The sequence below is a fragment of the Flagellatimonas centrodinii genome, assembly GCF_016918765.2.
Taxonomy (GTDB): Bacteria; Pseudomonadota; Gammaproteobacteria; order Nevskiales; family Nevskiaceae; genus Polycyclovorans; species Polycyclovorans centrodinii.
Window position 1 is genome coordinate 810,260 of the sequence record NZ_CP092104.1, and the last position, 11,851, is coordinate 822,110.

Genomic DNA, 11,851 nt, shown 5'->3' on the forward strand with positions numbered 1-11,851 from the left:
CATGAACCGCACCCCCATCAAGAGCAGCACCATCAAGTCGGTCGGCTATGACGCCGCGTCGAAGACGATGGAAGTCGAATTCGGATCCGGCCGGTACCGCTACGCCGACGTTCCTGCCGAAGTGCATTCCGGCCTGGTCGGTGCTGAGTCCGCCGGCAAGTTCTTCGCCGCAAACGTCCGTGGCCAGTTCCAGGGCCAGAAGCTGGAGCCGGAGCAGTGAGCCGCCGCCGCAACATCCGCGTTCAGCGCCGGCTCAAGGAGCGCATGCGCTGGCCCCAGCCCGAGAAGAAGGGGCGGCGCCGGTGAGCATCGTCGAGATCCGTCACGCCCACATGTGCGCCGGCGCCGGTGGTGGCGCACGCGGCTTCAACCGCGGTAGGGCCCGGGTCGGCAACATGACCGCCATCTATCGCTGCATCGGCGGCATCGATGTCGACCCTGCCGGCATCCGCGACTTTGAGCGCCTGTCAGGCGTGGCCGGCACCCTCATGGACCTGTTCGATCGCGAGCAGTACACCGCATTCCATGGCCGACCCCCGCCTGACGGTTGGCGCGAGGCGACGGCCGATGATGTCCGCCGAGCCTACAACTATGAGCGCCCGCACGTCGTCTTCATCAGCGCCCCATGCAAAGGGTTCTCCGGCCTGCTGTCGCAGCTAAAGTCCCTCACCGACAAGTACCAGGCACTCAACCGCCTCACGCTGCGCGCCGTCTGGCTCATGCTCGAGGCCTGGGCGGACGACCCGCCCGAGCTGATCCTGTTCGAGAACGTCCCCCGTATCGCCACCCGGGGCCGCGCGCTGCTGGATCACATCCAGGTGCTGCTGCGCAGCTACGGCTATGCCGTCGCCGAGACCACGCACGACTGTGGCGAGATCGGCGGCTTGGCCCAGAGCCGCAAGCGGTTCTTGCTGGTGGCCCGGCATGCCGAGAAGGTGCCGCCGTTCTTGTACGAGCCCGAACGCCGGCCGCTGCGGGCGGTGGGCGACGTCCTGTCCCGCCTGCCGTTGCCAGTTGGCGAGCCCGTCAACCCGATGCACCGGCTGCCAGCCTTGCAATGGAAGACCTGGGTGCGTCTGGCCTTCGTGGAAGCCGGCAGCGACTGGCGCAGCCTCAACCGTCTGGCGGTGGAAGACGGGAAGCTGCGCGACTACCTGATCGTGCCCGGGTACCACGCCGGCTACATGGGCGTGCAGAAGTGGGACGACAGCATGGGCACCGTTGCAGGCCGTAGCACGCCAACCAATGGCGCGTTCTCAGTCGCCGACCCTCGTCACCCCGCCGGCGCCGACCAGTATCACCAGTACGGCGTCACACCCTGGGATGAAACGTCCGCCACCATCACCAGCCAGAAGAGCCCCGGCCAGGGGCGGTTCTCGGTGGCTGATCCACGTCATGCCGGTCCTGCCAAGCACAACAACGAGTTCCGCATCGTCCGCTGGAATCGCGAGGCCGGCGCCGTCACCAGCGCCCACGGCACCGGCCAGTGCGTTGCCGACCCCCGGCCGCCGCGTGAAGACCTGTTCGGCAAGTACGCCATCACGCGGTTCGACGAAGCGGCGGGCACCGTCATCGGCGGCAGCACCACCGGCCAGGGGGCTTTCGCAGTCTCCGACCCGCGCCCCGGCATGGCCCGCGGAAAAGGCAGCCACTACCTCACGGGCGGCCACTACGGTGTGGTGCCGTGGCAGGGCACCGCCTATGCCGTCACCGGCAGCGGGCAGCACGACAACGGCCACAACAATGTCGCCGACCCCCGCATGCCCGAGCCGGCCGACAAACTGCAGTGCCGAATCATCGCCGAGGACGGCACCTGGCACCGGCCATTCACCACTCTGGAGCTGGCAGCCCTGCAATCGCTGCTGGATCTCGATGAGTACGAGGCATTCCAGCTCGACGGCAACAGCGACAGTGCCTGGCGCGAACGCATCGGCAACGCCGTCCCCAGCGCTGCCGCTGAGGCCATCGCCAACGTCATGGCCCGCACCCTGCTGCTGGCCTGGTCGGGCGAGACCTTCATCCTCAGCAGCGAACCAATCTGGGTGCGCCCAATCGTCGCCGCGGTGCAGTGCGGGAGCGTGGCATGACCGCCGAGTTCCCTTTCCCGGCCATGTCCGCCGCCAAGCTGCAGAAGTTCAAGCAGTGGCTGGAACAGCACGGCGCCGAACTGCTGAAGCCGACCAACGAGTGGGAGGTGCTGCGCTACCGAGCCGGGCCCGACACTCACGTCGTCTACCGCAACAGCAAGGGCAGGACCTGGAAGGCCGTGAACGGCGCCGGTGCTGCCGTCAAAGCATTCATGTCCGGCGGCGCCTGGCGTGCGCCTATCGACCGCAAGCGCTCACGCCCCAGCCTGTCGACCAAGATGTTCCTCGCACTGGTGCAGCGGGACACGGCCGAGTGCTTCTACTGCGGGGAGGCTGTGTCGGAAGACGAGGCCACCATCGAGCATCTGGTCCCCCTCAGCAAGGGCGGGCCGAACCACATTTCCAACTTCGCCCTCGCTCACGCGCGCTGCAATCAGGACGCCGGCAACTTGTCGGTCGTCGAGAAAGTGCGTCTGCGGGAAAGGATGCGTGCCGCATGACCGACGAAACCAAACTCGGCCCCGTAATCCGCGAGAGCGATCGGGCGTACCTCGTTCGCGTCGAACGCCAGGGCCAGGCCGCCTATGAGCAATGGGTGCCTAAGGACCTGGCCAGCACCACCCGCGAGGGCATCCCGCCGCGGACGTTCGTGTGGGTGCCGCCGTGGTGGGCAAAGCAGAAGGCGATTTCATGAAGAAGATCACAGAGCGGTTCGCCACTTTCTACAGCCCGGGCCTGTTGTTTGCTGAGACGTCTACAGTCGCCGTCAACAGCTTGGACCCGCTGGCCGTCAAATGGCCGAACACTGCATACGCATTCACGTTGCACGAGCGTGAGGATGTTGTCGACGGGGACAGTCGGTTCACCGGCACGGCGCGACAGATCGGCCCAACGTACTACCACCCGGACAGCAAGGTCGAAACCCTAGCCGAAGTTCGGGCGAGCCGACCCAACGCTAATGTGCTGATCTCCAACATGGAGTCCAACCGCTGGGACAAGATCATCTGGTCTCGCTGGGGGAATTGGCCGCAGCCGTTTGAGGACGGAAAAGCCGTCGTCTTGGGGGCCTCAGCATGATCGAGTCCTACCCCCTCTACTGGCCCGAAGGCCGGCCCCGGACCAGCCGCATTTCCCGCGAGCGCTCCCGGTTCGACACCAGTTTTGCCCGCGCCCGGGATGAAGTCGTGCGCCAGGTCGAACTGATGACCGGCCGCTACGAGTGGATGCGCCATAAGGCCGAGCTGATCCTGTCGACCAACGTGCCCCTGCGGCGCGACGGCCTGCCGATGGCAAGCGCACGGCCGCCGGACGATCCGGGCGTCGCCGTGTACTTCAACTACAAGGGCAACCCGGTCTGTTTCGCATGCGACCGCTGGCTGACCGTGGTCGACAACATGCAGGCCATCGCCAAGACCATCGACGCCCTGCGCGGGATCTCGCGCTGGGGCACCGGCGACATGATGGAGGCCGCGTTCAAGGGGTTCACTGCCCTGCCAGCACCGACTGAGCGCGGCTGGCGGGATGTCCTGGGCCTGCAGCCGGGCACGGCGCCAACGCGCGCCGACATCGAATCCGCATTCCGCCGGCGCCGATCCGAATGTCACCCGGACCGAGGCGGCAGCGCCGATGAGTTCCATGCGGTGCAGGCGGCGTATCAGCAGGCGATCAAGGAGGTGACCCTGTGATGAACGCCCTACACCGCCTCACCCGAGTGCGACAGAGCAATATCATCGTCAGGGTCCAGCCCGAAGGACCTGAGAATGGAGCGCCCCGCTTCCATGCAGTCAAGGATGGCTGCCTCAGCCGTAGGCGCCTCAGGTCCCACCTGAGCCTCGTTGTATGCCAGATTGGTTTTGGCCGCGAGCAAAAACAAGTCAATAACGGAGAGGTAAACACTCGCTCGCCCGGTCATGCGACCAAAGGATGCAGCCTCGCTTTCAGTAAGGCCCCCGATATCAACACGGAGGTCGGCGATCAATCGCACGGTAGTCACTCGGCTAAGGATCTGAGTGCGAAGCGCTCCTTGACGGATCGACTGCCGAATCAGCGCGCCAGATACCTTATTGCAATCAACAAGCAGTCTGGCGATCGGTCCAACAATTTGAGCTTTGGCGAGTTCACGAAGCCGCGTTCGATCCGCCTGCCTCAAATCGACCTGCTCCTGCCGCTGACGCTCCCGCTCGATGCTTTCGTTCCAAGCGATGGCCACGACGATGAACAGAGCAAATACGGTGCCGAATGCTGTCAGGTAGCTGGCGGTTTGTTCGGGGGTGAGCGAAAGCCACCACTGCCCTGGCGAAACGAGGTTCCCCGCGGTGTCCGAGGTGTAGAACGTCCAGGCCAGATGCCCGACCCAGATCGCACAGGCAGCAGCGATCAGACCCGTAACCCATTTGAACCACTGACGCTGCTTGGCGTACTCCACGGGAATTCCTCGCAGGAATTGAATCTCTGTCGAAGTGTACTTGCGGAGCGGACCTCATGACCGCCCCCCGCTGCCCCGTAGGCGTCATCGAGCATCAGGGCCGACGGATCACGTATGCGCCCCACATGCACACCTACCGAATCGTCGTCGTCGGCACCGGCGAGGTGCTGGGCTGTAGCGACGAGCTGCGCGCGGCCATTGAGGCCGACATCGAGCACATCAAAGCCAAGGAGGAAGGCCGGTGAAACCACAACGCATCCAACTCCGCCGAACCAAGGGCTGGCGCATGCCGCCGAATACGGTGAAAGTCGCGCGGCCCGGTGTTTTCGGCAACCCCTTCCGGGTTACAGAAGACCGCAGCCACGCGGAAGCCGTCTCTGCATTCAGGACGTGGCTGACGGTCGATGGATGCGAGGCCGGCATGCCTGAGCAAAAGGCGGCTCTGTTGACAGCACTGCCGGCGCTACGCGGCGCGAACCTCGCCTGCTGGTGCCCGCTGGACCAGCCCTGCCATGCCGATGTGTTGCTGGAGCTCAGCAATGCCGCATAACCCGGCCATCCCCGCCGACACCAACGCCCTGCTGAATCAGATCGAGGATGCCCGGAGCGCCCTGTTCAACACGATTCTGGGCGCCCGGCCATCACTGGCAGTACAGGCCCTGGCCATGCGTGCCGATGCCGACGTGCAGGCGGTGATGGACCGGATCATCGACGAGAGTCAGGAAGCGTCGCGGTGATCGGCCTCGCAGAAAATTTCATCCAGATGCGAATTGATTTCTTTAAGGAGATCTCGCGCCCCTCTTTGTGCCTCCTTTCTTGCGAGGCTCGCAGCAGCATCATTACGGTCCAGAGTTGGATCTTTCAGTCCAAACGATGTTTTAGAGGAATCAACAAGTACCACCAGTCGAGAAAGTGTGGAGACGAGTTCGAAGTCCATGGAGGCGGCTTCAGTAGCCGCTCTCAATCGCAAAGACCGCTTTTTCATCTCAGCAAAAGCCTGACTGGCGACTTCGCAGGTGACCGGACCAGTCTCAACTGCTCTGAGCATCGTTACGGCGGGAGCGAGAATCGCTTCAACAGCATGCCTTCTATTCTTCCGAATGCCTGCGGCCTCCTGTCGCCGCTTCTGGTGTTCCTTTTCCATATTTTCCAGCGATTGCTTTCCTTGCCTGGCCGCGATCCATACGGCAGCCAATATGGCCCCAATCGATCCGACCGCCTGAACCCACTCCGGCTCGAGATCGAGATACTGCACCGTCGTGATAACTGGGATTCCAAGAACGAACCCTGTCATTACGCCAAGGAGTGCGCAGGTGCCGCAGTTCAACCAGTTCAGGATCTTCTCGCACATACAGTGGGCTCCTCAGGCCGACTTGTCCCGGGGATTGTCGCACTCTCGCTGAAACGCCCGCTGCCACGGAATCCGATCTGGCGGCCGCTCATCGATCGAGCACTGACCCCGGACCCCGCACCTGGTGCAGCGCCCCCGGGCGGCCACTTGCGACAACGGCCGCTCACTGGCGCCCATCTTCTGGTAGCGCACAACCCGCCGGGACACATGCCCGCAGGCCCCACACGTCCACGTTTGAGTCCACCTCGCCATGGCCGGAGCGTACCCCGCCCGCGTCTCACCCGGCGAGACATTTCACCCACGACCAGGAGGTCGACATGCTGATCCTCACCAGACGCGTCAACGAAACCATCGTCATCGCCGGCGGCATCACCATCACCGTTCTTGAGATCAAGGGCGGCCAGGTCCGTATCGGGATCGATGCGCCGGAGACAGTGCCCATCCACCGGGGCGAGCTGATCGAGAAAGCCAGAAAGGAGGCCAAGAATGAAGACCAAAGCTGAGTTTTGGCGAGCATGGGCCATCGACGGCATGCCAGCGGACAAGCAGCGGCTCGCCGAGGCGGCCTGGCAAGCCGGCCGCGCGGATCGCGATAAGGAGCTCCGGGAGCAGGAGCCAGCGGCGTGGAACTTTCAGCACCGAGAAACAGGCCGGTGCATGGAATTGACGAACGACGGCATCAACAACCCTGAAAACTTCATCGCCAACAACCCGCGTTTTCAGTTGATCGGCCCGCTCTACACCGCCCCCGTCCCGCCGCCTGACGTGCTGCGGCTGTCGAAGGAATTGCTCGCCGCTATGGACGAGGTAGACGCCGAGGCGCAGCGAGCCGATCAACCGAATGCGAATGCTTGGTCCAGCGCCCCAACGGTCAGAATGCTTCACGCCCGCAAGGCCCTTGCCGCCGCGCTCGCCAAGCACCGGGGGCAGTCATGAGCAAGAATCCAACGCCAGCGCCTTGGAGCGCCGATACGCACGAACCAGTGATGGTGCGCGGAGCCGTTCGACACCGCGTCAGCGGCGAACACAGCGGCGACAAGATCATCGGCATGACTGAAACCGACTACCTGCACGCCGCTGAATGCGTCAACCGTTGCGCCGAACTGGCGAAGCCCGAGTTTTGCTCAGGCCCGCTGCTGGCAGACGACGAACAAACTGTTGACCGCGTTGCCGAGCTGCTTTTGGACAACGGCTGGCACGACCGTGGCGATGCTCAGTGGGGGAGGCTGCGCGATCTGTTGCCTGAACTTCGCGCCATGCTCGCCGCCCCTACGCCGCCAGTGGCAGACGACAATTCAGAACGAGAAGGGGAACTCAGTGAAATCGCGGACGGGGCGTGGGGCGATGGCCCTGCTGTTCGTGGGGCAGCCCGAGACAAACTAGCTGCCGAGCGTAGACGGAGGAACCCATGAGCGACGAACTCAAGCGGGAAAGCGAGCGGATTGCGAGGCTGGCGGAGATGGCCGCATCTGGACGGTTCGCTGACGAGATGGCCTTGAGGTCACAGTGCGGTGCCATGACCGCCCACATCGCCAAGCTGCAAGCCGCGCTGGACGAGGCGCAGAAGGTCCGAACACTGGGCGATTATCACGAGGACTACGGCCCGGTTGTCTGGTGGACGAAGCCATGCAATGAGCCCGCATGGATTGGCACCCCGCTTGACGACACATGGCCCGGCTATCACACGCACTGGACGAAGCATCCCGCCGTGCCCGATGAGCTGCAGATCGACAACGTAGTGGAAGACGAACTCGCCGCCATGCGCGGGGAGGTGAAGTGATGTTCGGCAAGCTGCTATCAACCCCTATCCGATTGCTGAACGCCCCGCTACGCGCAGTCGAGAATCTGACCGGCGCCGAGACTGAGGACGACCGGCTTCTCAGCCGACCGGCCGAAGAACTTGCGAAAGAGGTCGAGCAGGCGGTGGACGGAAAGAAGCGCGGGGAGGTCCAACTGTGAGCAAACGATTCGGGAGAAACCAGAAGCGTCGACTCACTGCCGCACTCCGCCTGGCGCAACATCAGACGCGGGAATCGCAGGTTGCCGAGCGACGGGCCATCCGCAAAGCCATGGCTTGCGAGTACACGATGCGCCAGATCGAGGAGCTGGTGCCGGATCACAGCGCGCTGCTGGAGCCCCGGGAGCTGGGAACGGACCACGTGTCGGATTTCTTCCGGATGCACCACGGTCTTCCTAGCTTGACCAAAGGATTGGCAAACCACGCTACCCACGAGAACGCTGTTGTCGAGTTGCTGCGGCTCGCCGTGTACCGATTGAAGATGCACAGAGAGGCTGTAGATCGCATGGTCCACGTAGAGCTCCGCGGCCCCGACGGGTCACTAGGCTACGCGGTATCGGAGGATCTACTGATCCAGGCGCCCGCAGCCCATGTGGCCCGCATGATCACGCGCCAGTTCGAGCCCGAGTTGGCCCGGCAGATCGGTCGGAGGCGCGCATGAATGACAAACGCGACGTGAAAGCAGTGATCGCAGTCACTAGCCGCATCACGGATGTCGGTGACATCGAGATAGAAACGAACGTGCTGGGTGCTGTTCAGCGCGGCGTTCTCCGCATGGAGGACCAGGCCGTCCGGTCGGCGCTGATCAAACTGGGGTGGACACCGCCCGGGGAGCGCCAGCAGTGACCGACCTCCTCCCCTTCGCCATCATCGGCGGCGCCTGGCGTGCGCCTATCGACCGGCTGGCCGCCCCCATGAGTAGGGGAATCCAACTATCCGCCTCTACCGGACAAATGATGGTTGTTCGGGAAACATCTCCTTACAGTGGTCTCGAAATTCTGTCGCGCATTTAATGAATCTCTCAAAATCATCTTTTATAGAAGTTTGGACATTCTTGAACGTTGCTGTCCCGAGGATTTCCATCATGTCTATCTCATTGCGAATATTTGACAGGCAACCCAGCATTTGATCGAGGAGGCCGGCGTGAACCCACCCACTGTCAAGTGCAGCATCACCAGCTTGCTCGAGTGCGGCTGCGTGATCATGATTAACCTTGAGAATCGACATCAAGTAATCTGGAATTTCGCGCAAGTCATTTCCGACATTAAAAACGCGCACCCGAACCTGAGCAATGAATACGTTGTTATGAGACTTAAGCTTCATGAATGGCCGTCGCAGTCGATTTGCAGCCTCTATCTTTCTTTGGTGACGCATATCGATATTGGAAGCTACATATGTAAATGTAGAGACGAACAGGGCTAATAGCGTTCCAAGGTTCGCAAAGAATTCAAGGTCAGCATCAATGAAATCAAGCCATGCCATAAGCAACAGCAGAACGAGTACACCGGAAAGCAGACCGAACAAAAAGGCCTCTTTTCTGCTGATCAGATTTCTGATTTTTCGACTCATAGATTCTCTTTTCCTGTAGCTATGGAACTGGTGCCCCAGCATCAATAACACTTCTTAAATGGAACAGCACCCCACCTTGCTACGGCTCACCGACGTCAAGTCTCGTACAGGTCTCGGCAAAACCAAGATCTACGAACTGATGGGCGAAGGCGACTTCCCCAAGCCGGTAAAGATCGGCCCGCTATCGCTGTGGGTCGAGTCCGAGGTTGAGGCATGGATCACGGCAATCATTGAGTCTCGGGATTCGGCCGAGGCCTGAGCGTATCCAGGTAGTCCGCCCAAGCCTGCATCATCTCCCTGCGTTGCTGCAGGTACTTCGCATGGTCATAGGCCGCCTGCGTGCGCGACCGCGGCGCATGGGCAAGCTGCACCTCTACCCAGGCGCCATCCCATCCCATTTCCCGAAGTATCGTCGCCGCCGTAGCCCGGAAGTCGTGGCCACTCATCGGAAGGCCCATGTACTCGAGCGCCCGGTTCACCGTAGTGGCGCTTATCGGCGTTCGCGGCCGGCGCATGCTGGGGAACAGGTGCTCACCAGCGCCGGTGATGCCATGCAGCTCCCGCAGCAGCCCCACCATTTGCCGCGGCAGAGGTACCAGGTGCCGCCGGCGCTTTTTCATTGTCCCAACCGGCGGCCGCCAGAGCGCGGCATCGAGATCGATGTCCGGCCACCGCGCCTTTCGCATCTCGGCCGTGCGCGGCCACAGCATCACCATCATCTCGATAGCGATGCACGTCGTCCGATTGCCGCCATAGCTGTCCAGGGCCGCCAGGAACTGCCGCAACCCGTCCTCGCCAATGTTCTCGGCGTGCTCGATCTCGTCCCGCTTCACGGTGCGCCGCAGCAGGGCCGCCGGATCAGCATCAGCCTTCAGCCGAGCAGCAGCGTAGCCGTAGACCGCCGAGATCCACTGGCGGATGTTGATGGCAACCGTCTTCGCACCCCGGCCGGCCACCGCGTCCAGGATCACCAGCACCTCGGCGGAGGTCACCGACCTGATCGGCCGGCGGCCGATCCGCGGGTAAACGTCCTTCACCATGGCCGTCCGAACCTGGTTTGCGTAATAAGGGCTCCAGGTCCCTTGGTGCGCCTGCTGCCACAGTTCGGCCAGCGCCTGAAACGTGTCCGCGTTCTCCCCCACCTGCTGGGCCACTTGCCGGGCCCGCTCATGGGCCGGGTGGATGCCCTGGCGCACCAGTGCCCGGGCCTCGCCATGCTTGGCGCGCGCATCGGCCAGGGACAGCTCAGGGTAGGCACCGACTGCGAACGTGTTGCGCTTGCCGGCGATGCTGTACCCGTACCGCCACAACTTCACGCCACTGGGACGCACCTCAAGGTACAGGCTCTGCTGGTCAGCCAGCTTGTAGGGCTTGTCCGCTGGCTTCGCCTTGCGGATCTGCACGTCGGTCAGCGGCATACGGTATCGGGCTGCGGTTGGGGTCGATACCGCAGACGATACCGCAAATCATCCCGGATAGAGGCGAACCTATGCGAACCGCTGCGAACACCAAAGGCCCAGAATGACCAGGTTTCGACGGGCCTTGCGAACCGCTACGAACGAGGGCGAACGCGAATGTCAGTTATCGATCATCAACAGCATGGGGGCGCCCGGCGAACTTTTCGGGCGCGATTCTACCCCGCCGTGCCGCTTCAACCGGACTGCCGCCGCACCTCGGCAAGAAAGTCCCGCAGGTAAGGCCGCGCCGCCAGGCTCTCGGGCATGGCGGCATGCAGCTCGCAGCGCAGGCCCTTGGGCCCCAGCGGCTTGCCGATCACATAGCCGCGCGCCAGATACGGCGCCACGCTCCACGCCGGCAGGGCGGCAATGCCGCGGCCGCTGGCCACCAGCTGCAGGATGGCCACCGTGAGTTCGGCATTGCGTCGCTTCGGTCGCAGCCCGGCCGGCGCCAGAAAGTGGCGCACCACGTCGAGCATGTCGTCCTCCACCGGATAGCTGATCAAGGTCTCCGCCGCCACGTCCTCCGGCCGCAGCCAGCGCTTGCCGGCCAGCGCATGGCCCGGCGCCAGAATCGCCAGCGTCTCGTAGTCGAACAGCGGCGCGGTGACGATGCCGGGGCGATGCGGTGGCAGATCGTGCAACACCGCAAAGTCGGCCTTGCCCTGCTCGATCAGGGTCACCGGCTCGGTATGGAAGCCACTCACCAGATCCAGCTCCACCTCCGGCCAGTGCTCTCGGAAGGCATCCATCGCCGGCATCAGCCAGTCGAAGCAGGTGTGGCACTCCACCGCCACCCGCAGTTCACCGCTGCGGCCGGACACCCATTGCGCGACATCCCGCTCGGCGGCGGCGGTCAGCGCCGTCACCTCGCGGGCCGCGCGCAGCAGTCGCTGCCCCGCCTGGGTAAAACGCAACGGCCGGGTGTTGCGCTCGAACAGGGGCACGCCGAAATGGTCTTCCAGCACCCGGATCTGGTGGGACAGCGCCGACTGGGTGACAAACACCCGCGCCGCCGCCTTGGCCAGGGTGCCGGCCTCGTTGAGCGCGATCAGGGTGTGCAGATGGCGGAGCTCGAGCGGCGATGACATGAATCAATCTCATGAAAAATGTAAAAACTTTGAGATTGAATAATATCTTTTCAGCGCTGACCATGCCGGCCCC

Annotated in this window: 22 protein-coding genes; 17 read left to right on the forward strand and 5 right to left on the reverse strand. The window is 63.2% G+C overall.

Features of this window, described 5'->3' with window-relative positions; translation table 11 throughout:
- Position 1: 1 nt before the first annotated feature.
- From JN531_RS03920 to JN531_RS03945, 6 genes are all read left to right on the forward strand, one after another.
- Positions 2–220, forward strand: coding sequence for a KTSC domain-containing protein (locus JN531_RS03920; RefSeq protein WP_228347548.1), 219 nt, complete (start codon positions 2–4; stop codon positions 218–220).
- Between the two features lie 112 nt (positions 221–332).
- On the forward strand, positions 333–2,087 hold the full coding sequence (locus tag JN531_RS03925) for a DNA cytosine methyltransferase (protein WP_366522413.1): 1,755 nt from the start codon (positions 333–335) through the stop codon (positions 2,085–2,087).
- The gene (locus JN531_RS03930) at positions 2,084–2,587 is read left to right on the forward strand and encodes an HNH endonuclease (protein ID WP_228347550.1); all 504 of its coding nucleotides are present in this window, start codon (positions 2,084–2,086) and stop codon (positions 2,585–2,587) included. Before JN531_RS03925 ends, JN531_RS03930 begins: the two co-directional genes overlap by 4 nt.
- Positions 2,584–2,781: a hypothetical protein gene (locus JN531_RS03935; RefSeq protein WP_228347551.1), complete on the forward strand. Its 198-nt coding sequence runs from the start codon at positions 2,584–2,586 to the stop codon at positions 2,779–2,781. The genes JN531_RS03930 and JN531_RS03935 overlap by 4 nt, the downstream gene beginning before the upstream one ends.
- Positions 2,778–3,164, forward strand: a complete 387-nt coding sequence (locus tag JN531_RS03940) for a hypothetical protein (protein ID WP_228347552.1) — start codon at positions 2,778–2,780, stop codon at positions 3,162–3,164. The genes JN531_RS03935 and JN531_RS03940 overlap by 4 nt, the downstream gene beginning before the upstream one ends.
- On the forward strand, positions 3,161–3,772 hold the full coding sequence (locus JN531_RS03945; RefSeq protein ID WP_228347553.1) for a J domain-containing protein: 612 nt from the start codon (positions 3,161–3,163) through the stop codon (positions 3,770–3,772). Before JN531_RS03940 ends, JN531_RS03945 begins: the two co-directional genes overlap by 4 nt.
- A gap of 8 nt (positions 3,773–3,780) precedes the next feature.
- Here JN531_RS03945 and JN531_RS03950 read toward each other — a convergent pair whose 3' ends face one another.
- Entirely contained in the window at positions 3,781–4,512 is a 732-nt protein-coding gene (locus tag JN531_RS03950) for a hypothetical protein (protein ID WP_228347554.1), read from the reverse strand.
- A 56-nt stretch (positions 4,513–4,568) separates the two neighbouring features.
- On the opposite strand from JN531_RS03950, the gene JN531_RS03955 reads away from it, so the two are divergent.
- The 3 genes from JN531_RS03955 to JN531_RS03965 are packed head-to-tail and all read left to right on the forward strand — an operon-like array spanning position 4,569 to position 5,249.
- A complete protein-coding gene (locus tag JN531_RS03955; protein WP_228347555.1) occupies positions 4,569–4,757 on the forward strand; it encodes a hypothetical protein in 189 nt (62 codons plus the stop codon).
- Positions 4,754–5,062 carry a DUF4326 domain-containing protein gene (locus JN531_RS03960; protein WP_228347556.1) on the forward strand — a complete coding sequence of 103 codons (309 nt, stop codon included), beginning with the start codon at positions 4,754–4,756 and terminating at the stop codon, positions 5,060–5,062. Before JN531_RS03955 ends, JN531_RS03960 begins: the two co-directional genes overlap by 4 nt.
- Positions 5,052–5,249 carry a hypothetical protein gene (locus JN531_RS03965; protein ID WP_228347557.1) on the forward strand — a complete coding sequence of 66 codons (198 nt, stop codon included), beginning with the start codon at positions 5,052–5,054 and terminating at the stop codon, positions 5,247–5,249. The genes JN531_RS03960 and JN531_RS03965 overlap by 11 nt, the downstream gene beginning before the upstream one ends.
- Here the strand turns inward: JN531_RS03965 and JN531_RS03970 are convergent.
- Positions 5,231–5,863 (reverse strand): hypothetical protein, encoded by a 633-nt coding sequence (locus JN531_RS03970; protein WP_228347558.1) that lies wholly within the window; start codon positions 5,861–5,863, stop codon positions 5,231–5,233. The two genes, JN531_RS03965 and JN531_RS03970, sit on opposite strands and share 19 nt — an antisense overlap.
- A gap of 317 nt (positions 5,864–6,180) precedes the next feature.
- On the opposite strand from JN531_RS03970, the gene csrA reads away from it, so the two are divergent.
- From csrA to JN531_RS04005, 7 genes are read left to right on the forward strand one after another with little or no spacing between them, the layout of a single operon-like run.
- The gene (csrA, locus tag JN531_RS03975) at positions 6,181–6,366 is read left to right on the forward strand and encodes a carbon storage regulator CsrA (RefSeq protein WP_228347559.1); all 186 of its coding nucleotides are present in this window, start codon (positions 6,181–6,183) and stop codon (positions 6,364–6,366) included.
- Positions 6,350–6,799, forward strand: coding sequence for a hypothetical protein (locus JN531_RS03980; protein WP_228347560.1), 450 nt, complete (start codon positions 6,350–6,352; stop codon positions 6,797–6,799). Before csrA ends, JN531_RS03980 begins: the two co-directional genes overlap by 17 nt.
- Positions 6,796–7,275: a hypothetical protein gene (locus tag JN531_RS03985; protein WP_228347561.1), complete on the forward strand. Its 480-nt coding sequence runs from the start codon at positions 6,796–6,798 to the stop codon at positions 7,273–7,275. The genes JN531_RS03980 and JN531_RS03985 overlap by 4 nt, the downstream gene beginning before the upstream one ends.
- Complete coding sequence (locus JN531_RS03990; protein WP_228347562.1) at positions 7,272–7,643, forward strand: hypothetical protein; 372 nt, start codon at positions 7,272–7,274, stop codon at positions 7,641–7,643. The genes JN531_RS03985 and JN531_RS03990 overlap by 4 nt, the downstream gene beginning before the upstream one ends.
- Complete coding sequence (locus JN531_RS03995) at positions 7,643–7,822, forward strand: hypothetical protein (protein ID WP_228347563.1); 180 nt, start codon at positions 7,643–7,645, stop codon at positions 7,820–7,822. Before JN531_RS03990 ends, JN531_RS03995 begins: the two co-directional genes overlap by 1 nt.
- On the forward strand, positions 7,819–8,322 hold the full coding sequence (locus tag JN531_RS04000) for a hypothetical protein (protein WP_228347564.1): 504 nt from the start codon (positions 7,819–7,821) through the stop codon (positions 8,320–8,322). Before JN531_RS03995 ends, JN531_RS04000 begins: the two co-directional genes overlap by 4 nt.
- Positions 8,319–8,507, forward strand: a complete 189-nt coding sequence (locus JN531_RS04005; RefSeq protein WP_228347565.1) for a hypothetical protein — start codon at positions 8,319–8,321, stop codon at positions 8,505–8,507. Before JN531_RS04000 ends, JN531_RS04005 begins: the two co-directional genes overlap by 4 nt.
- 96 nt (positions 8,508–8,603) lie before the next feature.
- Here the strand turns inward: JN531_RS04005 and JN531_RS04010 are convergent, their stop codons facing one another.
- The gene (locus JN531_RS04010) at positions 8,604–9,230 is read right to left on the reverse strand and encodes a hypothetical protein (RefSeq protein ID WP_228347566.1); all 627 of its coding nucleotides are present in this window, start codon (positions 9,228–9,230) and stop codon (positions 8,604–8,606) included.
- A gap of 58 nt (positions 9,231–9,288) precedes the next feature.
- Between JN531_RS04010 and JN531_RS04015 the strand changes: the two genes are divergently transcribed.
- The gene (locus JN531_RS04015; protein ID WP_228347567.1) at positions 9,289–9,489 is read left to right on the forward strand and encodes a helix-turn-helix transcriptional regulator; all 201 of its coding nucleotides are present in this window, start codon (positions 9,289–9,291) and stop codon (positions 9,487–9,489) included.
- Here JN531_RS04015 and JN531_RS04020 read toward each other — a convergent pair.
- Both JN531_RS04020 and JN531_RS04025 read right to left on the reverse strand, forming a co-directional pair.
- Positions 9,458–10,648, reverse strand: coding sequence for a tyrosine-type recombinase/integrase (locus JN531_RS04020; RefSeq protein WP_228347568.1), 1,191 nt, complete (start codon positions 10,646–10,648; stop codon positions 9,458–9,460). The genes JN531_RS04015 and JN531_RS04020 overlap by 32 nt on opposite strands.
- Positions 10,649–10,881: 233 nt before the next feature.
- Complete coding sequence (locus JN531_RS04025) at positions 10,882–11,778, reverse strand: LysR family transcriptional regulator (RefSeq protein ID WP_228347569.1); 897 nt, start codon at positions 11,776–11,778, stop codon at positions 10,882–10,884.
- Positions 11,779–11,851 lie beyond the last annotated feature (73 nt).

Excerpts from the sequence above, each read along its gene's own strand:
- JN531_RS03920 (WP_228347548.1), top strand. The coding sequence starts at position 2 with ATGAACCGCACCCCCATCAAGAGCAGCACCATCAAGTCGGTCGGCTAT.
- JN531_RS03925 (WP_366522413.1), top strand. The coding sequence starts at position 333 with ATGTGCGCCGGCGCCGGTGGTGGCGCACGCGGCTTCAACCGCGGTAGG.
- JN531_RS03930 (WP_228347550.1), top strand. The coding sequence starts at position 2,084 with ATGACCGCCGAGTTCCCTTTCCCGGCCATGTCCGCCGCCAAGCTGCAG.
- JN531_RS03935 (WP_228347551.1), top strand. The coding sequence starts at position 2,584 with ATGACCGACGAAACCAAACTCGGCCCCGTAATCCGCGAGAGCGATCGG.
- JN531_RS03940 (WP_228347552.1), top strand. The coding sequence starts at position 2,778 with ATGAAGAAGATCACAGAGCGGTTCGCCACTTTCTACAGCCCGGGCCTG.
- JN531_RS03945 (WP_228347553.1), top strand. The coding sequence starts at position 3,161 with ATGATCGAGTCCTACCCCCTCTACTGGCCCGAAGGCCGGCCCCGGACC.
- JN531_RS03955 (WP_228347555.1), top strand. The coding sequence starts at position 4,569 with ATGACCGCCCCCCGCTGCCCCGTAGGCGTCATCGAGCATCAGGGCCGA.
- JN531_RS03965 (WP_228347557.1), top strand. The coding sequence starts at position 5,052 with ATGCCGCATAACCCGGCCATCCCCGCCGACACCAACGCCCTGCTGAAT.
- JN531_RS03970 (WP_228347558.1), bottom strand. The coding sequence starts at position 5,863 with ATGTGCGAGAAGATCCTGAACTGGTTGAACTGCGGCACCTGCGCACTC.
- csrA (WP_228347559.1), top strand. The coding sequence starts at position 6,181 with ATGCTGATCCTCACCAGACGCGTCAACGAAACCATCGTCATCGCCGGC.
- JN531_RS03980 (WP_228347560.1), top strand. The coding sequence starts at position 6,350 with ATGAAGACCAAAGCTGAGTTTTGGCGAGCATGGGCCATCGACGGCATG.
- JN531_RS03985 (WP_228347561.1), top strand. The coding sequence starts at position 6,796 with ATGAGCAAGAATCCAACGCCAGCGCCTTGGAGCGCCGATACGCACGAA.
- JN531_RS03990 (WP_228347562.1), top strand. The coding sequence starts at position 7,272 with ATGAGCGACGAACTCAAGCGGGAAAGCGAGCGGATTGCGAGGCTGGCG.
- JN531_RS03995 (WP_228347563.1), top strand. The coding sequence starts at position 7,643 with ATGTTCGGCAAGCTGCTATCAACCCCTATCCGATTGCTGAACGCCCCG.
- JN531_RS04005 (WP_228347565.1), top strand. The coding sequence starts at position 8,319 with ATGAATGACAAACGCGACGTGAAAGCAGTGATCGCAGTCACTAGCCGC.
- JN531_RS04010 (WP_228347566.1), bottom strand. The coding sequence starts at position 9,230 with ATGAGTCGAAAAATCAGAAATCTGATCAGCAGAAAAGAGGCCTTTTTG.
- JN531_RS04015 (WP_228347567.1), top strand. The coding sequence starts at position 9,289 with ATGGAACAGCACCCCACCTTGCTACGGCTCACCGACGTCAAGTCTCGT.
- JN531_RS04020 (WP_228347568.1), bottom strand. The coding sequence starts at position 10,648 with ATGCCGCTGACCGACGTGCAGATCCGCAAGGCGAAGCCAGCGGACAAG.
- JN531_RS04025 (WP_228347569.1), bottom strand. The coding sequence starts at position 11,778 with ATGTCATCGCCGCTCGAGCTCCGCCATCTGCACACCCTGATCGCGCTC.